The organism is Halovivax cerinus (genome assembly GCF_024498195.1).
Taxonomy (GTDB): Archaea; Halobacteriota; Halobacteria; order Halobacteriales; family Natrialbaceae; genus Halovivax; species Halovivax cerinus.
Map to the genome: position 1 here is coordinate 3,336,568 of NZ_CP101824.1, position 21,632 is coordinate 3,358,199.

Below are 21,632 nucleotides of genomic sequence, written 5' to 3' on the forward strand. Positions count from 1 at the left end.
CCGCTGGTGACGCGGCTGCGTTCGACGACGCAGCTCCGGAACGAACGAGTGACAGCGTTACTCGGAACACTCCTCGCGGAGGCGGACGAACAACTCCACACCCAGGCGCGCGAGCGCGAGATCCGACTCGAACCGTGTTCGGTCCCGTCGAAGCGCGTCGGCGTCGACGTCCGTGAGGGGGCGCGAGGCGAGCGCCCGGATCCGCGGATCGACCGCCTCGAATCCGGGTCCGGCGAGCCGCGGCGGGTTCGACCGCCCCGCGTCCAGCGCGGCGAGGAGTTCGTCGATCGCCACGATAGTCTGGCGAAGCCGACGACGCTCGTCGGGTGACGCGGGCGCCGAGAGTTTGGTCTCGTAGCGCACGATCGCACGAACCACGGCTTTCGGTTCGAGATCGAGGCGCTCACTGGCCGAACACGGATCGATCGGTGCCCGCGTCGATCGGCGACTCGCCACGATCACTGCGGCGGTCGCGGCCGCTTCCTCGCCGTACCGTCTTCGCACCATCGACCCGCAGCACGTACGGACCGCACACGCCACGTCGACCACGTTCGTCGCGTCGAGCGTCGACGCGATTCGGTGGATCGCTTCGCCGTCACTGCCCGTGGATAGCCCACTCTGTGACATACTCGTACCGACGAATAGCGGGATTTTATATACTACCAATATAGTATCGTTACTTTCGATACTATTACTACTATCGACACTTCTCCAGGGAGAGTAGCGACCGGACGTCGACGTGTGCCGCCAGCGACGACTCCCCGACCCGTTCGAGAAGTGAGGAGCGCCGATCAACCCTCGTAGCCGGCGTAGGCCATGACGTCGGCGAAGATGTCGGTGTCCATCGCCTCGCGGTAGACGATCGCGTCGACCATACCGCCGGGATACGAGTTCCCGTTCATCGCGTGATCGACCTTGTGGCAGTGTGCGAGGTAGACCCCCGGGTCGGCGTCGGCCTCGAACTCGACGGTGTGGCGCTGGGCCGGCGCGATGTTGGTCACGTCCTGTTCGTACTGGGCCGCTTCGGGTACCTGTCCCCCGTCCCGCTCGATCACGCGGAAGCGGTGGTTGTGCGTGTGCATGGGGTGTGCCATGTAGCCGGCGTTGACCATGTGTAGCCGGACGGTGTCTCCGTGATCGACGATTATCGGCGAGCCGTCCTCGGGGTGGAGCGTTCGCGGGAGGCTCTTGCCGTTGATCGTAAACACGTCGGGACGACGCGTTCTGGGGCTGTACTCCACGTCTTCGCCGGCGGCCTGCCGGTTGACGCGCGAGTCCCAGTCCTTGACGGTGACGAAGTACTCCTTGTCCGCGGGTTCGTACCCCTTCGGATCGACGCGGAAGATGCCGTACATCCCCATGTCGATGTGGCGATGCGTCTGGTAGTGACAGTGATAGAAGTGCGTGCCGGGTACGTTCGCCGGAATCGTGTACGTGTGTTTCTCACCCGGCATCACCGTGATCCCCGTCGTCGTCGGCACGCCGTCGTTCTCCCAGGTCTTTCGGACCCCGTGAAAGTGCAGCGTGTGGGGCATCTCGGCGTCCGTATTGTCGAGCGTCACCTCCATGTCGTTGCCTTCCGTCGTTCGGAGGATGGGGCCGGGAACGCTCGGGTCGCCGTCGTCGGCCCGAAACGCCCAGACCTGCGGGAGTTCGACGGGACCGCCCATCGAATCGAGCGGGTGGACGGCGTGACGTGCGGTCACGGAACTGATCGTCACGTGCCCGCCCTGATCGTCTACCTGGACGACCTCCGGCGGACTCGTCCACGGGAGGTCGGCCGAGCTCTCGGCCGCCTGCGGTTGTACGTCTGGATCAGCAGATTCGGCGACACAGCCCGCGATGGCAACGCTCCCCGCACCGCCGGTCGCTGCGATGAATTCGCGTCGAGACAGACCGGTTCCGGGCGCACCGATGAGATCGGACATGAGTACAGGTGGACTGTAGAAGGCCCGCCGTATAGCGGGTCCAACCGATTCCTCTCGCGCGAGAATGCCTCGAACGTGTTCGCGTGGGCGTACATGTCCACAGGCTCAGGGGAAGTACGTGCCCGCTGTCCAGTGCAACGAGAGAGGAAGAAAGTGTGTGAGAAGGAGATGTGTGTGAGTGTGTGTATGTGTGTGAGAAGGAGATGTGTGTGAGTGTGTGTATGTGTGTGAGTGTGTACGTGTGAGAGTATGAGGGAGTGAGCGTGCGTCGGACCGACGGCGACTCCCGTCACTATCGGCACACACATACGATCGGACCGATTGGCTGGCGATACCATCGTCTCAGTCCACGTGTCGTTCGCCGTGACCGAGTTCGATGGTGTTCGTTCAGGACGGTCGCTATTTACGGGTCGAGACCCAGAGGCGGTCATGGTCGACACCGCTCTCACGCGCGTCTACTTTCGTGCGAGCGAGTCCGCCGAGACCGCATCGCTCCGCGACGCACTCGCCGGCGCACCCGCTCTCTCGATGGTCGAGGAGTCGGACGGGAGACCGGAGCGACGGCGACCGCCGAACGCCGTCGACTGCGCCGTGTACGTCCACGGCGACGGGCTCGATGGGATCGGACTGCTAGAGCAGGTTCGACGGACGAGACCGACACTGCCGGTGGTACTCGTCGCCGAGGACCTTCCCGGAGACGCCCTACGTCGGGCCATCGCGGCCGACGTCTCCGGGTACGTTCCACGTCACTCGGACGACACCAATCGGCTGCTGATCGAGGAAATCGAGCGGCTCGTCGAACCCGACCGGGGACCCGTCGACGACGGCTCCGACGATGATCAGTCGACTCGAATGCCGATCGAACGCCTCCCGGACCGGCAAGAGCGGCGGCTCAAAGAGCGCGCGATGGACGAAGCGCCCGTCGGTATCGCGATCACCGATCCGGATCGACCCGACAATCCGCTGGTCTACGTCAACGAGTCGTTCGAGGAGTTGACCGGCTACCCACCCGCGGAGACGATCGGACGGAACTGCCGATTCCTCCAGGGACCAGGGACGGATCCAGACGCGATCTCGACCCTTCGATCGGCCATCGACGCCGAGGAGCCAGTCGCCGTCGAACTCGAGAACTACCGGGCCGACGGCGAGCCCTTCTGGAACCGCGTCGAGATCGCGCCCCTCCACCGGGACGGCGACGTGACACACTTCGTCGGCTATCAGACCGACGTTACCGCGCGGAAGACGGCCGAACTCAGGCTAGAGCGAGAACGTGAGACACTCGACACCATCCTCACACGGGTCAACGGACTGGTCAACGACGTGACGGCCGCCCTCGTGGAGGCGGGCGGTCGAGCGGCCGCCGAACGGTCCGTCTGCGAGCGGATCGCCGACACCGACGCGTACCAGGCCGCCTGGATCGGTGACCCCGACCTCGCGACGGGCCGCATAACGGTGTCCGCCGCGGCTGGTGTCTGGGAAACGGATCCCGACGAGATCGGTCGAGCGCTCGGCGACGACGAGGCGACGGTAACCGCCGCGTCTCGGGCGTACGAGACCGGCCACACACAACGCATCACGGACCCGGAAACCATCGACCGTGTTCGAAGAGGAGACTGGTTCGAGGGATGCGAACTCGGTGGCGTGGTCGCGATCCCACTTTCGAATCGGGACACGATTCACGGGGTACTCTGCGTGTACGCGACCGAGGGTACTGCGATCGATGATCGGGAGGGTGTCGTCCTCGACGCGCTCGCCAGAGCGACCGCGACGACGATCGACGCGATCGAGCGGGGCCGACTCCTCCTCGCGGACCACGTCGTCGAACTCGAGATTGATATCAGAGACCCTGCGGTTCCGCTCGTCGCACTTTCCGACCGCACCGATACGACGATCTCCTACGAGGGCGCCGTCGTCGGTGCGAACGGACGAGTCGGACTGTTCGTCGCCATCGAAGCGCCGCCAGCGGAGATCTCGGCCGCGATCGACCACGTCTCAGGCATCACCGACGGTACACTCGTCCACGAACACGACGAAACCTGTCTGTTCGAACTACGCATTGCGGGTCCGTCGATCGTCGGAACGATAGCCGATCACGGTGGGACCACACAAGAGATGACGGCGACCGACGGCGCGTGTCGTGTGACTGCAGAACTGGCGACCGAAGGGGACGCCCGGGCCATCGTGGAGGCGCTCCGAGATCTGTACGACGGCGTCGAACTGGTCGCCCGGCGAAATTCCGACCGGCCACCGACGACGCGCCGAGAGTTTCTCGCCGAACTCGCTGACAGGCTCACCGACAAACAACGTGAGGCGTTACAAACCGCGTACGCGACCGGGTACTACGACTGGAACCGGTCCGTCTCCGGCGACGACCTCGCGGCCGCGATGGGAGTCGCGAGGTCGACGTACCACCAGCATCGGCGAGCCGCCGAACGGAAACTCGTCACTGCGTTCTTCGATCGCTGACCCCAGGCGCGACGGGCTTCGGTCGTCGGTTCCTCATCGCCACTCTATCGACTCGGAGAGAGACCGGATCAGGTCCAATGTACAGTCACGGGTCCGACACGCGTTCACCTGACTCACGCACTAGTTAGGTACACTCCTGTTTATCAGGTCAGCCGTGGTACGTAACGGGGCAACTGCCCCTCCCTATGATCGACGCAGACAACCTGGCCCAGAGCAAGGCGATCCAGCAGCGAACCGGGCGGACGTTCCACCTGGCGACGCGCCTGCTACCGTCTCGAATCAGGAACGCGACGTACGTACTGTACGCGTTCTTCCGAATCGCAGACGACGTGGTCGACGATCCGGACCCACCGCCCGCCGAACGCCAGCTCGCGGAACTAGAACGGATTCGCGACGCCGCGCTGGGGAACCGGCCTGCCGACGATCCGGTTCTGGCGGCGTTTCGAACCGTCAGCGAGCGGTACGAGATCCCGGATCGAGAGGTCAACGAGTTCGTCGACGCGATGGCCACTGACGTCTCGAACACGCGATACGAGACGCACGAGGAACTCGCGGAGTACCTCCGCGGGTCGTCGGTCGCCGTCGCGAACATGATGCTGTGCGTCATGGATCCCGAGGACGCAGACACGGCCCGCCCGCACGCGCGGGCGCTCGCCGAGGCGCTCCAGTTGACCAACTTCCTCCGCGACGTTCGCGAGGACGTCGTCGACTACGGGCGGATCTACCTTCCTCAATCGCGCCTCGCCGAGTACGACGTCTCTGAAGAACAGGTCGAACGATTGGCGTTCTCCCCCGAGTTCGCGGTGTTGATGCGGGCCGAACTGGCGCGAACCGAACGACGGTATCGCGCCGGAATCGACGGCGTCCGATACCTGCCCGAAGGCTGCCAGTTCGCCGTGTTGCTGGCGGGGGTCCTCTACGTCGACCACCATCGGCTGATCCGCGCACAGGGGTACGACGTACTCACCAGTCGTCCATCGCTTGCCACCTCGCGGCGTCTCCTCCTGGCCGCGAAGACCTGGTGGCACTGGCGTCGGACGGAGGACCCGCGCGCCGCGTTCGAAGCCGCGAGTTCGATTCCCCCTCGGAACGACGGTCGATGGGACGAGGATGGGACGGAAGACGACGTCATCGTCGATTCACCCGGATCGACGAACGGTGGCGGTGGAACGCGATCGATCGGCGACGTCGTGTCGTGGGTTCAGACGCGCCTCTTTTCGGGTGAGTCCAAATGAGCGGGCTGACGAGCGGCGACCGGTCCGTCTGCGTCGTCGGAGGCGGTGTCGGTGGCCTCGCGACCGCCTGCTACCTCGCCGACGCCGGGTTCGACGTGACGGTCGTCGAAAAGAACGACCAGCTCGGCGGTCGAGCGAGTCGACTCGAACGCGACGGCTTCAGATTCGACATGGGGCCGTCGTGGTACCTGATGCCGGACGTCTTCGAACGGTTCTTCGCACACTTCGATCGAGCGCCGACCGACTACTACGAGCTAACGCATCTCGATCCACACTACCGGATCTACTGGAAGGACGGCGACAGCCTCGACGTGACCGGCGATCTGACCGATATGGGGGCCGCCCTCGAACGGTACGAGCCGGGTGCCGGGGACGCCCTCGAACGGTACCTCGAGACGGCGGCGGAGACGTACGACATCGGGATGGAACACTTCGTCTACACGGATCGGCCGCGGTTTCGCGACTACGTCGACCTGGACGTGATCCGAAACGCGAGCGGGCTGTCGCTGCTCGGTTCCATGCAGGATCACGTCGAGCAGTACTTCGACCACCCGAAACTACAGCAGGTCGTCCAGTACTCGCTGGTCTTTCTCGGCGGGAGCCCGACGAACACGCCCGCACTGTACAACCTCATGAGTCACGTCGACTTCGGTCTCGGCGTCCACTACCCGTCGGGCGGTATGGGCGCCGTCGTCGACGCGCTCGTCGCGCTCGGGCGCGAACTCGGCGTCGACTATCGAACTGGCTTCGAGGTCACGGCGATCGACGGCGAGCGCGGTGCGTTCGCGGTCCACAACCGTCGAGAGACCATCGGCGCCGATATCGTCGTGAGTGACGCCGATTACGCCCACACCGAGGGAACCCTCCTCTCTATCGACGACCGACAGTACGACGCCGAGTACTGGCACGACCGCACGTACGCCCCGTCGGCGTTTCTCTGCTACCTCGGCGTCGAGGGCGACCTCGAGGGGCTGGCACACCACACGCTCGTCCTTCCGACGTCGTGGGACGATCACTTCGAACAGATATTCGACCGACCGTCGTGGCCCGACGATCCCGCCTACTACCTCTGTGCCCCCTCGAAAACCGACGCGACCGTCGCCCCGGACGGCCACAGCAACCTCTTCGTGCTCGTGCCCATCGCGCCCGGACTCCCGGACGGACCGGACGTCCGTGAGCGCTACCGTGACCAGATTCTCGCAGACGTCGCGGCGAACACGGGCGAAGACCTGCGCGATCGCATCGTCGTCGAAGAGACGTTCTCGGTCTCGGACTTCGCGGCCAGGTACAACAGCCGAAACGGGACGGCACTCGGACTCGCCCACACGCTCAGACAGACCGGACCCCTCCGCCCGGGGCACCGCTCGTCCGAACTCGACGGGCTCTACTTCACCGGCTCGTACACCACGCCGGGCATCGGCGTCCCGATGTGTCTGATCAGCGGCGAGCACGCCGCCGAGACAGTCTTCGAAGACGAACGAACGCGCACGCCCCGGCAGGTATGAGCCACGCGCGTCGACTCCTGAGACGGTCGCGACCGCTGTTCTGGCTCTACCTCGCCGGACCGGCCATCGTGGGTGCGGTCTACGCCGCGGACGCCATAGACGCACTCGCCGCCCCGCTGGTGATCGGCCTCGTCGGCTACTTCCTCGTCCCGGCGAACGTGTTCCTCTACGGGATCAACGACGTCTTCGATGCCGAGATCGACGCCGTCAACTCGAAGAAGGACGGGATAGAGGAGCGCTACGAGGGTGACCGTCTGACCGTCCTCGCCGTGGCCACGAGCGCCGTTCTCGGCCTCGCGTTTCTCCTCGTCATCCCGGCGCGCGCCGGGATCTACCTCCTCGGGTTCCTGATACTCGGGGCGGGCTACAGCACCCCGCCGTTGCGGTTCAAGACGACGCCGCTGCTCGACTCCGTCTCCAACGGCCTCTACGTGCTTCCGGCCGGCGTGACCTACGTCACGCTATCGGGGACGCACCCCCCTGCGCTCGCGCTCCTCGGCGGCTGGCTCTGGGCGATGGGGATGCACACCTTTTCGGCAATTCCGGACGTCGAGCCCGACCGTCTCGCCGGGATTCGCACGACCGCGACCACACTCGGCCGACGAGGAGCCCTCGGCTACTGCGTCGCCTGCTGGACGGCGGCGGCGATCGCGTTCGGACTCCTGGACGGACGCGTCGGCGCCCTCGTGGCGATGTATCCGCTGCTCGTCGGCGCCATCGTCGTCGCGAACGTCCGGGTCGACCGCGCGTACTGGTGGTTTCCGGCCGTCAATTCGGCGGCGGGAATGCTCCTGACACTCGGCGGACTCTGGCAGGTGTCCCATGCGTACTGATCGCGAGACCGGGGGGTCGATCCGAACTCGACGGCTCGACGAATTCGTCCGCGAACACCGGTTCACGATCGCCGTCGTCTTCCCCCTCGTCGGGGCGGTCGTCCTCGTCGCCAGCGCGGAGGGGCTCCTTCCCGACCCACTCGCGTTCAACCCGCTCCTCGTCCTCGTCGGGACGGCCGTCATGCGGCTCCCGCTGATCGTCGGATTCCTGCCGGTGCTCGACAGGCACCTCGCAGGCGCCGTACTCGCCCTCGTCGCCTACACGTACGCGATCGAATTCCTCGGGCTCACGACCGGCTGGCCGTACGGCCACTTCGAGTACGGCGTCTCCCTCGGTCCGATGGTCGGCGGCGTGCCACTCGCGCTCCCGCTCTTTTTCCTCCCGCTCGTCCTGAACGCGGTGGTGCTTTCGACGCTGCTTGTCGGTGCCGGCGACCGTCGCTGGCCCCGTCGACTCGCTCTCGGCGTGGCCCTGGTCATCACGATCGACCTCGTCCTCGATCCGGCGGCCGTCTCGATCGGGTTCTGGTCCTACGCCACCGCCGGGCCGTACTACGACGTCCCCGCGACGAACTACGCCGGGTGGCTCCTGAGCGGCTCGATCGCCGTGGCGCTGCTCGAGGGTACGCTTCCCCGCGCCTCCCTCCAGGCGAGACTCCGTACCTGCGAGTTCGCCCTCGACGACCTCGTGAGCTTCGTCCTCCTCTGGGGTGGGATCAACGCCCTCTACGGTAACTGGCTCCCGGTCGGCCTCGCCGGGGTACTCCTCGCCAGCCTGTTGCGAACCGGTCGGTTCGATCTCGCGTCCCTCGCTCGATCGACGGGCCCCGCCGACTCCTGACGGTTCCACACACTTCCGACGGTGCCCGGTACGAGGGGTCCAACTCGGATGTGAACCGAACGCAGACGTGCTCGCTCACTCCGTTCGCTGCGCGCGACTGATAGGGCTCAAATCCTCGTTCGATCCGACACCTGTGGCTCGCGGAGTTGCTCGCCACAGGAATATGGGCCAACTCGGATTTGAACCGAGAGCCTCCACCTTATCAGAGTGGCGCTCAACCTGATTGAGCTATTGGCCCGCTTCGCACTCAGTGGTAGCCGGGTGGGACCTTTAAACGTTTCTTTCCGTTCGAGCGATCACCGCCCCACGGCGTCGTGGTCGTCGCCGTCCTCGGTGCCGGCGTTCGTCGACTCGTCGTCGATCGAGTACGAGCCGTCCGGGTTCCGCGTCACGTCGTCGGCGTCGATCCGGTAGGAGTCGGTGCCGAGATCGACGGTGTCCGAATCGGTCGCGCCTGAACCGCGCTGAGTCCTGGCGCCCGGGCCCGCCGCATCGGTCGGTCCCGTCGATTCACCCGGGAATCCGGCCGTCCAGACTGACCCGGTCACGAAGCCGTCAGCCTTGCGGTCCAGGTACGGGACGATCGCGACCCGCTTGACGAGGAGGCGAATCGGCACGCGGGTGATCGGGACGGCGATCAAGAACCCGATGGCGTCGGTGACGAGCCCCGGCGTGAGCAAGAAGGCACCGGCGGCGACGAGCAACGCGCCGTCTACCACCTCGTCGGTCGGCGCCTCGCCGGCCGCGAGACGTCGCTCGATCTTCCGCAGCGTCCGCCGGCCCTCTGCCCGGACGAGCAAGAGCCCCACCAGTCCGGTGAGGACGACGAGGAGCACCATCTCGAGGATGCCGACGACGTCGACGTAGACGACGACCGCACCGAGGAGGACCGCGTCGAGAAACGGAATCAGGAGGAGCGCGAGTATCCACCGGAGCATTGCTCGATCTTGGGCCCCCACGCCCAAAACCCTTCCTTTCAGTCCCGTCTTCATTCCCCTCGAAACCGCCACGAGCAGGCGAACCGCCGTCGAACGATGGACTTACCCGCTCCACGGGCCTCGATCCGGACATGACCTCGGAGACGCTCGTCGAGTGGCGTGAGTGGGGAGCCGCAGCGTTCGACGAGGCGCGTGCAAAATCGACGCCGATCTTGCTCTCGCTCACGGCGAGCTGGTGTCGACCGTGCGCGGAGATGGACGCCGAGACCTACGCAGATCCGCGGATCGCTGCCGTCGTGGGTGACGCGTTCGTCCCCGTCCGCGTCGACGTCGACGAGCGACCGCGCGTGCGCGACAGGTACAACACCGGCAGCTTTCCCTCGACCGTCGTCCTCACACCCGACGGGAGCGTGATCGCCGGAGCCGGGTACCTCGATCCCGACGGGATGCGCCAGGTGCTCGATCGGGTTCGCGACCGGTGGGATGCGGACGGCCCCGACGCCGGTCGCGTCCCCCGGGCGCTCGCCACGGACGAGCCGCCTGCGGGAACCCTCGACCGATCGATCGTCTCGCAGGTTTCCGGCGCGCTCGAGGCCACATACGACGAACGGGCCGGCGGCTGGGGTGACGGACCGAAGTTCCCCTACCCGGACGCCCTCGAGTTCGCGCTCAAACGCGACCGGACGATGGCGCGACGAAACCTGGAGGCCGTCGCTACCAACCTGCTCGACGACTACGACGGGGGCTTCTACCGGTTCGCGACCGGACGGGACTGGTCGGGGCTCCAGCGCGAGAAACTACTCGACGAGAACGCGGCGCTCGTCCGGGCGTTCGCGAACGCCTACCTCTACACCGGCGACGAATCGTACCGATCGATCGCAGAGCGGGGAATCGAGTACCTGACGACGACGCTGTGGATCGGTGAGAGCGGCGATTCAGCGGGGCCGACGTCGGAATCGACCCCGGAAACCGCCTCCGGCGCGTTCGCGGCCAGTCAGGCGCCCGGTGACGAGACGGTTCACGTTGGTGACCCAACCGAACGCGAGCTGGCCGACGATCCGTCGATCGACGGGAGGGTCTACAGCGGGAAGAACGCACTGGCAATCGACGCCTTGCTCACGTACGCGGCCTACACCGACGACGACAGGGCGATCCGATTCGCACAGCGAGCGCTCCGGACCGTCCGTTCGGATGGCCTCGACGACGGCGTAGTCGCGCACGTCGTCGGCGACCGGGCCGCGGCGTCACCGTCGTGCCTGCTCGTCGATCAGACGCGCGTCCTCCGAGGGCTGGTCCGTGCACACAGCGTCCTCGGTTCGGACACCGTAGACGACGCACGCGCCGTCGCCGACGCGACGATCGAGCGGTTGCACGACGGCGACTCGTTCGTGGACGGGCCGCTCGACGGTCACGGGCTCCTCTCCCGCCCGCTCCGGCCGATCTCCATCACGGCCGAGTTCGCATCGTCCCTCCTCGACCTGTCGCTGATCACGGGCGAGGACGAGTACCGCGATGCCGGCCGCGGGGCGCTCGAATCGTTCGCCGGCGCGAGCGACCGCCTCGGCGTCGGCGCCGCCGCGTACGGGACAGCCGTCGCCCGGTACGTGGACGATCCACTGGTGATCCGGGTCGGAACCGACCCCGGATCCGACCTCCACCGCGCCGCGATGCGACTCGCCGATCACGAGAAGGTCGTCGTACCGAACGCGTCGGCCGTCGACGACGGCACCGCGGTCGTGGGTCGCGGACCGGCGACGGCTGACCCGGCAGCCGACCCTGCGTCGCTCAGTGCCCGCGTCGAATCACTTCTCGAGTAGTGGACGAACGCCGTCCGGCGTACCGGGACCGTCGAGTGCTGGACGGACGAGTCGACGACCCATACCGGTCCGACTCCATCCGGAACAACTCGCAACGGGCTCAAACTACCGAATTGTTTAATACGTAGCGTTCGTGCAATGGGATATGGCAGATCTTCGGGACCTCGGGCTGTCAGAGTATGAAGCACGCGCATACAGGTCTCTGCTCAAAACTGGACCCACAACGGCCAAGGAGTTGTCGCGCGCGAGTGACGTGCCGATGGGCCGTATTTACGACGTGCTCAACTCCATCGAACAGTACAATCTGGTGCGAACACAGACGGCGAGTCGGCCGAAGAAGTACGTTGCCGTCGAACCGTCGACGGCGCTCGATCGATTGCTCGAGGACAAAAAGCGAGAACTCCAGGAGAAGGTCGAACAGTACCAGTCCATCGTCGACGAGCTTTCGAACGAACTCGTCGCCAGCGAACCCGTCGAAGAGCAGTTCTGGACGGCGGCGATCGGACCCTCCGATACGTTCGACCTCCTGCTCGAACGGCTCGCGGCGGCCGACGACTCGATCGTGATGGTCGCGGCCGACCCCTCCCCGCAGATCGACGTTCGAACCGTTGGCGAGTCGGTGCTCGACGAACTCGAGGCAGCACTGGATCGGGGCGTGCCGGTCGACGTGCTCATGACCCGAACGCTCGTCGACGAACTCTCCGCCAACGTCGGACGTCGCTATCGACGAACCCTACAGTCGCGAGAGGGCTTCGACGTCAGGACGTCGGAGCGGGTGACGGGTTCGTTCAACGTCATCGACGGTATGGAGGTCTGCATTCAGGTTCCGAATCCACTCTCCTCGGGCGAGATATTCGGAATGATAGACCTGAAGGACCCGGACTTCGTCTCGGAGGTGTACGAGGAATTTCACCCGAAGTGGCGAGAGGCCGATCCGCTCGAACTGTAGTCTTCGGCCGGGTGCACAACACGGTAGCCGCGCCTGAGTGTGGCCAGAGGACGCTTAGGCCGATCGAATTTCCTCCCGAAGCGTCCCGACGTCGATGACGCGCTCTGCGTGTGCGTTGTGCTGGTGGATAGACTCGTCGTTCGACTGCTTCATCGTCACGACCGCGTCGTCCGGCAGGTGGTGGAACTCCTCGACGACGCCCTCAGCCATCGAGCGCACGCAGTCCTCGACGAACTTGGCGTCGGCGTGGGACTCGTAGGTCATGTGATCTTCGTCCGGCCGCTTCGCCAGGTTGTAGATTCTGGCGCTCATCGCGTCGCGCGCGATATCGATGACGTCGTCTAAGTCCACCTGCGGGTCACCGTCGGCTTCGACGGTGAGTGTGGCGTGGCCGCGCTGGGAGTGGCCCGGCTGGGGCACCTCGTCTAAGAACGCGTCGATCGTCTCGTCGTCGACCCCGAGGTCCTCCAGAGCCGTACGTGCGCGCGCTTCCGACATCCCCTGCGAACAGGGACAGACCGTCATCCCGTCGACGCGGGCACCGATCTCCTCGCGCGTCCCGTCATCGGTCGCCGACGCGGACGCGATGATGTCGACCGTGTGCTGGGTCTCCCGGTCGCTCTCCGGTGTCCGCTCGCGGCGCATGAACGCCGCCTCCATCGACACCTCGGCCCGCGTCGTGTAGTCGTGTTTCTGGAGCAAGCGGCTGGCCGCGTCGCCGCAGACCTCCTCAGCGCGGTAGGCCTCCTCCCGCGTCGCGTCCTCTAAAATCTCGTCGATGACCTCCATGTTCCGACTCATATCAGCGCCCTTTCGCCACGATGGAAGGTCGACGAAGACGTCGAACTCGGCCATCAACACGATCGGTCGCTTGCCGTTTCTGGCGAGTTTGACCAGTTTCTCGACGCCGGTGACGCCGACCTGGCTCAACCCGACGGTCACGTCGGGAGCGCCCGCCTGCACGTCCGGCAGTTGCTTACTCATCGGGTGTATCCTGGGACGACGCGCGATTAGACCTTTCGGAACGAGCGACGGGATCCAGACGACAGGACGTTTCCGCAGCCGTGGACGAATCGGAGTCGACCGATGCCTCGCGCACCGCGCGTAGTGGAGGCGCCGACACACCTGCCCATGTCGAGTCTCCGACACACCGATCCCGTTCGTACTGCGCCCGGCGATCTGCGGTGCGGTGTCGACGTGCCGCGCGTGTCGCTGTACCGCACGAAACGAGACTCCAGACTGCCCGCCCTGTGTTTTAGGATTGCCAAAATTTGGTTTCCGAATTGGGAAGTGTTTTTGCACGTGGAACCATAGATCCGGATATGGTAGCGATCGAGAACCTCGTCCTCGTCTTCGTCGCGGGGCTGATAACCGCACTCGCGACCGGGCTCGGGGCGATCCCGTTCTTCTTCGTCGACGACTTCAGCGACCGATGGAACGTCGCGCTCTGGGGCGTCGCGTCGGGGATCATGGTCACCGTGTCCGTCTTCGGACTCGCGGACGAGGGACTTGCGTACACCGAAGGCGGAATCCCGACGATGCTCGTCCTCGGGTTGCTCGCGGGCGTCGTGCTGGTCGAGGTCGGTGACGCCGTCCTGGATCGCGTCGACGTCGGCGGCGACGCACAGGCCGCACACGACCACGACGCGCCCCTTGAGGACGACGTTCAGACCGACGGTGCGGGTCACGCTCACGACGACCACGCCCTGGAGGCGAAGGCGATCGCCCAGGGGAATCCGAAGACCCTGTTGCTCATCCTCGGTATCCTCACGATTCACAGTTTCCCCGAGGGCGTCGCCGTCGGCGTCTCCTTCGCCGAACTCGGATTCGACGGCGGGCTCTCGGTCCTCGGCTTCTCGATCCCCCTGCTCGCGGTGTTCATGACTATCGCTATCTCGATCCACAACATCCCGGAGGGGACCGCCATTGCGATCCCGATGCGCGCGATGGGCCTCTCGAAGTGGCGGATGGTCGGCGCCGCCATCTTCTCCAGCCTGCCCCAGCCCATCGGCGCGGTCATCGCCTACGGGTTCGTCTCCTGGGCCCGGGACTTCCTCCCCTTCGGCTTCGGCTTCGCCGCCGGCGCGATGGTGTACCTCGTCGTGACCGAGTTCATCCCCGAGGCGCTCGAAACCGGTGAGAACCTGCCAAACGGCGGATACAGGGAACTCGTAATCGGGTTCGGGGCGGGCGCGTTGGCGATGCTGCCGCTGATGGTACTCTGAAGGTACGAGCCGCACAGACCGACGGGGGCGACGTCTCGTGGCGCACAGACTACAGCCGTGCCCGCCATGACGAGCATGTTCGCGCCCCAACGAACGAACCACCTGCCGATAGACGGTAGCTACATAGACGGAAACCCACGAGACAGAAACGGCGGTAGTGTCGAGGTCCCACACAGTCGACGAAACGGTTCTGCAGCGACAGTCTGTGCTATCCGGCGAGCGATCGACACCGAACGGGGAACGAAGCGCTCCTGGATTGGTATCACGACCGCAGTAATATTTATAATACGATAGCTTTTTGCACCACTACTAACAGATATCGCGACGGGTAGGGACATGGTACGGAGCGTGGATCGGTCGGCGGACGACGAGAGGGCAGATCGATGATAACGAGATTTCTGTCGGTCGATATCGTGCTACTCGTCGTTTCGACGCTCACGAACGCCGGTCTCGCGGTGTACGCCATTCGCAATCGCCAGGAGCCGGGGGCAATCCCGTTCGGTCTGTTGATGTGCTCGCTCGTCGTCTGGTCGGGTACGTACGCTGTCGGACTCCTCACGGCCGATCCGTACTGGCGGATGCTCGTCCTGCGAATCATGTGGCTGGGCCTCACGACCCTCTACGTCTGGCTGTTCCTGTTCGCCCTCTCGTACACGGGAAACGGCGACCTCCTCACGCGACGATCGCTCGCGCTGGTGTTCGTCATCCCGGCCGTCATCACCATCGCCGTCTGGACCAATCCGTGGCACCACCTGTTCTGGATCGACCAGTCCGTGGTGATCGTCGACGGACTGGCGGTGATGGATCCGGTGTTCGGACCGCTGTTCTGGGTACAGGTCGTCTTCAGTTACGCGCTCATCGCCATCTCGGCCAGCCTCCTGCTGAGACTCATCTACCAGTCCGACTATCTCTACGCCGACCAGTCCGTGTTACTGATCGTCGGCATCGCCGCCCCGCTCGCGATGAACATGATCGATATCGTCGGTGTACTTCCACAGCCCGGCGTGGATTACACGCCCCACGCGTTCACCGTAACGGGCCTCGCCTTCGGGTACGCACTGTTTCGTCGCCAGCTGTTCGACCTCGTGCCGGCGACCCGGCAACTGGGTCGTCACGCGGCGATCCGTCAACTGGACGACGGCGTCGTAATCGTCGACACCGAACACCGGATCGTCTACTGCAACGCTTCCGCCGGCGATGTCATCGGCGCCGACCCTGCGGACCTCCTCGGCGTCAACGTCAGAGCCGTCGTCGACGATTCGCGAATCGACTTCGGGCCCGCTGACGCCCTCGCCGAGATAGACCGCGACGATCGCACCTACGAGGTCCGAACGTCCCCGATAACGGACCGCCGCGACCGCCTCATCGGACACACGCTCGTCGTCCACGACGTCACCGCACGAATCGACCGGGAACGGCGACTCGCGGCCCAGCGCGACGAACTCGAGACCGTTAGCGACCTGAACACGGTCCTCCGCGGGGTCAACCGGGGGCTCGTCTCTGCGACGAGCCGAGACGAGATCGAGCGAACGGTCTGTGAAGAGGTAGCCGACGCCGACCTCTACCGGACCGCGTGCATCGGCGACGTGGCGACGTGGACTGGCGACGCCGACCGCTGGTTCGTCGCCGGCGACCACGAGGTCGATTCGGCTCCACTCGCGATCGACGGCGACGAATTCGAGGATGACGACGACGGACGTGTCGACGTCTCGTCTGAGCCGATAGTGCGAGCCGATCACGTCGACGAGGTGGACGGGACGTGGATCGTCGTTCCGCTCGCCTACGGCCGTACGGTCTACGGCGCGCTCGGATTGCACACGAACCGACCGTCAGTCAGCGATCGGGAACGGTCCGTCCTCGCAGAGCTCGGCGAAACCGTCGGTCACGCGATCAACGCGGTGGAGAGTCGCCTGCTCCTCACGGCGGACGCCGTGATCGAACTCGAACTCCAGTGTACGGACGAAGCAGACCCGTTCGTGGCCACGGCCTCCGAACTATCGTGTACGCTCGAGATCGTCGGTATCGTTCCCGGACAGGGGTCGGGTATCGTCGCCTACGTCGGCGTGGACGGCGCCGATACTGCCGACGTAGCCGACGCGTTGGGAACGACAGAGACTGGCCGCGTCCGGACGATAAAGGAGGGGAGCGACGGGCTTCTCGAATGGACCGTGACCGGTGGCGCGCTGTTGCAATCGCTTTACGCACACGGTGCACACGTCGACGCGGCGAGAGCCGACGGTGACACGGCGACGTACGAACTCGCGGTCGCCTCCGAGTCGGACGTGAGAGTCATGCTCGATCACGTCTCCCAGGAATTCCCGTCGACCCGTGTGCTGTCGAAACGCGAACGATCCGGTCCGGTCGATCGCCCCGAGGCGATCGGGGGGAACATCCTACAGGACCTGACCGATCGACAGCGAGAGGCCGTCGAGGCCGCCTACCGCGCGGGCTACTTCAACTGGCCTCGCGATTCGAACGCCGAAGAAGTCGCCGAGACACTCGACATCTCCTCGGCGACGTTGCATGGACACCTCCGGAAGGCTCAGCACTCGATACTGACCGACATATTCAGCGACGAGTCTTCGAACCGGTGAGGCGAGACGGACGGCGATCGACGGGCCTGGAATCCGAATCGAGACACCGAACGCGGTATCGACACCCGATCGGACGACGAGCAGCCAGGCCGTGACGATTACTCGACCACGAGTGACCGACCTGCGAGGATTGTGACCACGAGACCGACAGCGGAGAGACCGAGATACTGGAGCGGGGCACCGTCCTCGACGAGGTACGCGGTGCTGGGATCGTCCGGCTGGACGTACGCGGTCACGGTCTCGCCCTCCGCGTAGTTCTCGAGGAAGTGGGTGGCGGGTTCGGGTGTGTTTCCCTCCGGAACGCACCCCGAACCCGCACCTGGGCAGAGGGTATCGCTCGTGTACACCTGCCCGCCGTAGGAATACTCGTACTCGACGCGTGGTCGGTACTCGTCGTCAGTCCTGTCGTTCGGCGCATCTCCGGGTTCGGCGTCGTACACCTCGCTCGTGAGGACGGTCGCCTCCACCGATTCGGCGCCCCAGGTCGCCTGTTGATCACTGACGAAGAGGGCGGCTCCGGCGACGATAAGCAGGATGCCGAAGACCACCGGGACGAGTGTGTCGAGTGTGTCACTCACGGACGTCACCACACCTGAGTCGCCCTCTCGACGACGCCTGTCTCGACGGTCGCCGGAGTCGAAGCCGTCGACCCGATCGGTTCGGCCGTTCGCGTGTGGTAGTGAGTGAACGATCCATTCTCGAACGGTTACGAATGCTACGAGAACCGTCGACCCGATCGTCCATCCTGGAGTACCGTGCTACCGGCTGAAACGCGGCCATCCGTTCCCCACATTTCGCTCACCAAATCACCGCGAGAGAGCCGAATACGAGCAACAGCGCGCCGACGAACCCGACGATGCCCGCCATCCCGTAGGCGAGGTACGCGCCGATCGTTCCGCCCGTTCGCGCCTGTGCGCGTCCCACGCCAGAGACGATGAACAGGTCCGGCTCCGCTCCGCCCGCGATCGCGACGTCGTCACCGTCCCAGTCCGCCCGGTCGACCGCTTCGCCGAGGACGTACACGTCTTCGCCCGGGTGGATCGAGCCCTGTTCGTAGCGCCGATCGTAGTCACGCCACCGATTCGTATCGCCGATCGAGATCGACTCGGCCGTCGCGGCGTCGGGATCGTCGGCCAGGTCCGCCACGTCGGGAACGGTACGCCCCCGCTCGATGACCGTGTTATCGTCGAGTCTGTAATCGGCCTCGTCCGGCGTGTCGACGAGCACCGACCCGGTCTCGTCCTCGACGCGGAACGGAACGGCGTGACTCGCCTCGTGGAGTACCTGTCGCTCGACGTGTTCGTCGTCGGGGCCGGCCGTATCGACAGGGTCGTCTTTCGCGACCACCCTCGACTGGCTCACCAGGGCCACTTCGCCCGTCAACTCGGTCGTCACCGTTCCGTCACCCTCCTCGATGCGGGCGGTCCCCTCGATGGCGACCGTCGAACCCGGTTCGAGCGACCCGATATCGGAGACGTCGGTGTTGGCGATTCGATCGGACTGCATGCGGTAGAACCGCCCCTTGTCGTAGAGGCCGTACGCCACGCCAACCATGACGAGCCCGAAGGCGGGCATCATGAGTGCGACAGGATCGACCATCGCTACGAACCCCCGGGGGTCGCCAGAGCGCGTTCGATCTCCGACGCTATCGACCGGCAGCGTCCCGGCGTCGTGGTTCGTGGGGACAGTCGTGCGCTCGTCCGCGAGCGCGTCGTCCGTCCGACCGTTCGCTTCGACTCGTTTCTCCCGTTTCGACGTACAGACACGGCAAACACACTCGACCGGGGGGCTATATGACGCGACCCTAGGTGGCTAGGGAAGATCGAGCGGCCCCGGCATACACACGAGTGAGTTCGGGACCCGAGAAGCGAGTGCAGTTTCGGGCGCCTAGGGGATGGTCGATAGAGCCGATGCGCTCGCCACGGTGTTCGAATCCAACAGGATGGACGTCATCACGGACGCACTCCGCGAGTACCTTCAAGCGGTCATGCACGACGACGAAATCAAACAGGAGATCGCCGGTGCGTACTACGACGACGACCTCACCTTCGACCAGTTGACGGAACTCCTGGGACACGAAGAAGCCGCGAACCATCGCGTGCTCAAAACGCAACTGAGCGAGGCGTTCATCGACGACGCGGCGGAGGAGTTGGCCGACCCGTAGATGTCGGTACTCGTTGCCGATACGTCCTTATATTTCCTATTTGGGGTCTCACACCCCATGCAAAATTTGCTCTGGAATGGTACCCTATTTACTCATGAGAGATTCTATAAATTCGCGGTTGCTCGGTATATCCCGATCCGACTTCATATAATTGTAATATTCCTCATTGAAACGAGTTACCGCGTTATCTCTCCCATCAGATTGGGAGATTCTGTTAGTGGACTCGGCAAACAATTCAGCAAACTGAATACAGTTCTCGGTCGCATCTAGAGATTCGGTAACGATATTACGAGCTTTTGTCGGTAATCCAGATTCATACTCGGAAAGCCGGGAGAACGTTTCCTTGGCATCCCTGAATTCACCTAAAGAGAGTGTAAACATATCACCAGATTTAGAATACATGTCAGAATCAAATTTCTCTCTTCCCAATTCTACGATCTCATTTCCCTGTACGAATTGTTGATAACCATCTTCGTACTTTTCAGCCAATTTTTTCTGGTTATGTGTTAATTTCTTTCGGTCGAAAAATCCCAGACAACCTGAAAGAGTGACAGGGCACGTTACGGAAATGATGGAGAGGCAATATCTACGGTTGTATGTATCCATAATTCTATGTGATAACCTAAAGTGTGGTATCTCAGGGGTATACGATTGTAGTTCCAGTCACCAGCTATATTGTTAGTCAATCAAACCATCTGTTGCTTCATCCTTTGTAATCTGCCATTTCCCTGGGCTGAATACACCACCAAATTCTACACCTGCAGGACCTGCACCACCAGATATAGATTCAACTATTAACGCAACCCAACATATATCTTTCGAAAATTTAGGACGATATATCAACGAAGGTCTCAAACGATAGTGATGGATTTACCACTTACTTACCGATCTGTACAGTAGATACGGAGATACATTTCGCTTCAAATCCGTCATGGAATGTAGTTTCGTGGTCGAATCCAAACCGTGACGGTGATCGCCTCATATTCGCCAGGCTCAACTCATAGTGAAATCCCTTCCCTACGCCTATTCCTCGCAGAATAGTCACGATCGGGGTCGAACCGCGAGAACTCGCTTCGCTCGTTCTCTGGGCTCGAACCGCCGGAGATATGTGCCGCTCGCGAATTGCTCGCGGCAGAGTAGTCCCGGGCGGATTCGAACCGCGAGAGCTCGCTTCGCTCGCTCTCTGGGCTCGAACCGCTGGAGATATGCGCCGCTCGCGAATTGCTCGCGGCAGAATAGTCCCGGGCGGATTCGAACCGCCGTCAGCGGCTTACTTCCGCCGTGGGGAAAACCCCACCAGCGTCCAAAGGCCGCTATGATTGGCCACTACACCACGGGACTCCGTCCGCATCACTTGGATACCCGCCGGCGGGATAATAGTGTTACTTTTCGACCGGGAGATCGCGGCCGTGCGTCGACTCCCGATCCCAGCTATCGAAGAAATCTATCGTGGGAAGGCAAGACACGATTGATTTCTGAGAGAGATTCTAGCCCCACGCAGCTATCACAGAGAGGAACGCAACCGTCCCTACGAAGGCAAAATCCGCGCGGTGAGAGTTAGATATAAGTAACTATTCCTCGTAACCCAATTCGGAAGCCGTCGTCTCCATCGATTGCCGCCAGGGGACGTGCGCGAAAATGTCCCGGGTGCTAGCACACCCGAGACGGTGGCTTCCAACCCGCGAAGGCCGAAGCCATGATTCGCTACCCACCCGCGAGACATAAACCCCTCGCACGAGCGCTCAAGTGCTCGGAATCGGTAGCCTCGCGTTTCGACGCCGTTCTCCGGCGCAGCCATCACCATCGACCGTTGGATTGGGGGGATCCATCACCGCTGGGTGGCGACCGTCCGAGACGGCCATCCGGAACGCTCGGGTGACCGATCGGGACGAGTCCGGCATCGGCTCGAGCGGACATCGTGTGCGAACGCTTCCGGTCGCGACGACTCCGACCGCGGACCGGTCCGCGGTCGGCTTCGTGACAGACCGTGCGCGAATCCGGCTCGACGGCGCGATAGAGCTATATGTCACTGGTCGGAACGGGTTCGCATGGCACGGAGCCGTTCCGAGGACGACGATGACGGTGGGCCATCGTGGGTGGACTACGTCCTCGAACTCCTGTCGATCCTGTGGCCGTG

16 protein-coding genes, 2 tRNA genes and 1 pseudogene are annotated in these 21,632 nt (G+C 64.0%); 10 read left to right on the forward strand and 9 right to left on the reverse strand.

Annotation, left to right across the window (positions count from 1 at the left end; all coding sequences use genetic code 11):
• Positions 1-57: 57 nt before the first annotated feature.
• Positions 58-627, reverse strand: coding sequence for a hypothetical protein (locus NO366_RS15835; protein WP_256531754.1), 570 nt, complete (start codon positions 625-627; stop codon positions 58-60).
• 164 nt (positions 628-791) lie between these two features.
• Positions 792-1,928: a multicopper oxidase domain-containing protein gene (locus NO366_RS15840; RefSeq protein WP_256531755.1), complete on the reverse strand. Its 1,137-nt coding sequence runs from the start codon at positions 1,926-1,928 to the stop codon at positions 792-794.
• Positions 1,929-2,357: 429 nt separating this feature from the next.
• Between NO366_RS15840 and NO366_RS15845 the strand changes: the two genes are divergently transcribed.
• The 5 genes from NO366_RS15845 to cruF all read left to right on the forward strand — a co-directional run bounded on the left by NO366_RS15845 (position 2,358) and on the right by cruF (position 8,808).
• Complete coding sequence (locus NO366_RS15845; protein ID WP_256531756.1) at positions 2,358-4,394, forward strand: bacterio-opsin activator domain-containing protein; 2,037 nt, start codon at positions 2,358-2,360, stop codon at positions 4,392-4,394.
• 185 nt (positions 4,395-4,579) lie between these two features.
• Positions 4,580-5,629 carry a phytoene/squalene synthase family protein gene (locus NO366_RS15850; protein ID WP_256531757.1) on the forward strand — a complete coding sequence of 350 codons (1,050 nt, stop codon included), beginning with the start codon at positions 4,580-4,582 and terminating at the stop codon, positions 5,627-5,629.
• Complete coding sequence (locus tag NO366_RS15855) at positions 5,626-7,134, forward strand: phytoene desaturase family protein (protein WP_256531758.1); 1,509 nt, start codon at positions 5,626-5,628, stop codon at positions 7,132-7,134. The genes NO366_RS15850 and NO366_RS15855 overlap by 4 nt, the downstream gene beginning before the upstream one ends.
• Positions 7,131-7,967 carry a prenyltransferase gene (locus NO366_RS15860; protein WP_256531759.1) on the forward strand — a complete coding sequence of 279 codons (837 nt, stop codon included), beginning with the start codon at positions 7,131-7,133 and terminating at the stop codon, positions 7,965-7,967. Before NO366_RS15855 ends, NO366_RS15860 begins: the two co-directional genes overlap by 4 nt.
• Positions 7,957-8,808: a bisanhydrobacterioruberin hydratase gene (cruF, locus tag NO366_RS15865; RefSeq protein ID WP_256531760.1), complete on the forward strand. Its 852-nt coding sequence runs from the start codon at positions 7,957-7,959 to the stop codon at positions 8,806-8,808. Before NO366_RS15860 ends, cruF begins: the two co-directional genes overlap by 11 nt.
• Before the next feature lie 164 nt (positions 8,809-8,972).
• Here cruF and NO366_RS15870 read toward each other — a convergent pair.
• Positions 8,973-9,046 (reverse strand) — tRNA-Ile (locus NO366_RS15870).
• 58 nt (positions 9,047-9,104) lie between these two features.
• Positions 9,105-9,746 carry an FxsA family protein gene (locus tag NO366_RS15875; RefSeq protein ID WP_256531761.1) on the reverse strand — a complete coding sequence of 214 codons (642 nt, stop codon included), beginning with the start codon at positions 9,744-9,746 and terminating at the stop codon, positions 9,105-9,107.
• A gap of 131 nt (positions 9,747-9,877) precedes the next feature.
• Here NO366_RS15875 and NO366_RS15880 point away from each other — a divergent pair, with 131 nt between their 5' ends.
• Together NO366_RS15880 and NO366_RS15885 are read left to right on the forward strand one after the other, a co-directional pair.
• The gene (locus NO366_RS15880; protein ID WP_256531762.1) at positions 9,878-11,563 is read left to right on the forward strand and encodes a DUF255 domain-containing protein; all 1,686 of its coding nucleotides are present in this window, start codon (positions 9,878-9,880) and stop codon (positions 11,561-11,563) included.
• 145 nt (positions 11,564-11,708) lie between these two features.
• Complete coding sequence (locus NO366_RS15885; RefSeq protein ID WP_256531763.1) at positions 11,709-12,512, forward strand: TrmB family transcriptional regulator; 804 nt, start codon at positions 11,709-11,711, stop codon at positions 12,510-12,512.
• Positions 12,513-12,566: 54 nt separating this feature from the next.
• Here NO366_RS15885 and mptA read toward each other — a convergent pair whose 3' ends face one another.
• A complete protein-coding gene (gene mptA / locus NO366_RS15890) occupies positions 12,567-13,496 on the reverse strand; it encodes a GTP cyclohydrolase MptA (RefSeq protein ID WP_256531764.1) in 930 nt (309 codons plus the stop codon).
• A 338-nt stretch (positions 13,497-13,834) separates the two neighbouring features.
• Here mptA and NO366_RS15895 point away from each other — a divergent pair, with 338 nt between their 5' ends.
• Together NO366_RS15895 and NO366_RS15900 are read left to right on the forward strand one after the other, a co-directional pair.
• On the forward strand, positions 13,835-14,737 hold the full coding sequence (locus NO366_RS15895) for a ZIP family metal transporter (RefSeq protein ID WP_256531765.1): 903 nt from the start codon (positions 13,835-13,837) through the stop codon (positions 14,735-14,737).
• A 413-nt stretch (positions 14,738-15,150) separates the two neighbouring features.
• The gene (locus NO366_RS15900; protein ID WP_256531766.1) at positions 15,151-17,331 is read left to right on the forward strand and encodes a histidine kinase N-terminal 7TM domain-containing protein; all 2,181 of its coding nucleotides are present in this window, start codon (positions 15,151-15,153) and stop codon (positions 17,329-17,331) included.
• 98 nt (positions 17,332-17,429) lie between these two features.
• Here the strand turns inward: NO366_RS15900 and NO366_RS15905 are convergent, their stop codons facing one another.
• Both NO366_RS15905 and NO366_RS15910 read right to left on the reverse strand, forming a co-directional pair.
• Positions 17,430-17,909, reverse strand: a complete 480-nt coding sequence (locus NO366_RS15905) for a DUF3592 domain-containing protein (protein WP_256531767.1) — start codon at positions 17,907-17,909, stop codon at positions 17,430-17,432.
• A 220-nt stretch (positions 17,910-18,129) separates the two neighbouring features.
• Positions 18,130-18,930, reverse strand: a complete 801-nt coding sequence (locus NO366_RS15910) for a hypothetical protein (protein WP_256531768.1) — start codon at positions 18,928-18,930, stop codon at positions 18,130-18,132.
• Positions 18,931-19,202: 272 nt separating this feature from the next.
• Here NO366_RS15910 and NO366_RS15915 point away from each other — a divergent pair.
• Positions 19,203-19,495 (forward strand): annotated as a pseudogene (locus NO366_RS15915) (hypothetical protein).
• Between the two features lie 84 nt (positions 19,496-19,579).
• Here the strand turns inward: NO366_RS15915 and NO366_RS15920 are convergent.
• Both NO366_RS15920 and NO366_RS15925 read right to left on the reverse strand, forming a co-directional pair.
• Positions 19,580-20,101 carry a hypothetical protein gene (locus tag NO366_RS15920; RefSeq protein ID WP_256531769.1) on the reverse strand — a complete coding sequence of 174 codons (522 nt, stop codon included), beginning with the start codon at positions 20,099-20,101 and terminating at the stop codon, positions 19,580-19,582.
• A gap of 630 nt (positions 20,102-20,731) precedes the next feature.
• A tRNA-Gln gene (locus NO366_RS15925) sits at positions 20,732-20,836 on the reverse strand.
• Between the last annotated feature and the right edge of the window lie 796 nt (positions 20,837-21,632).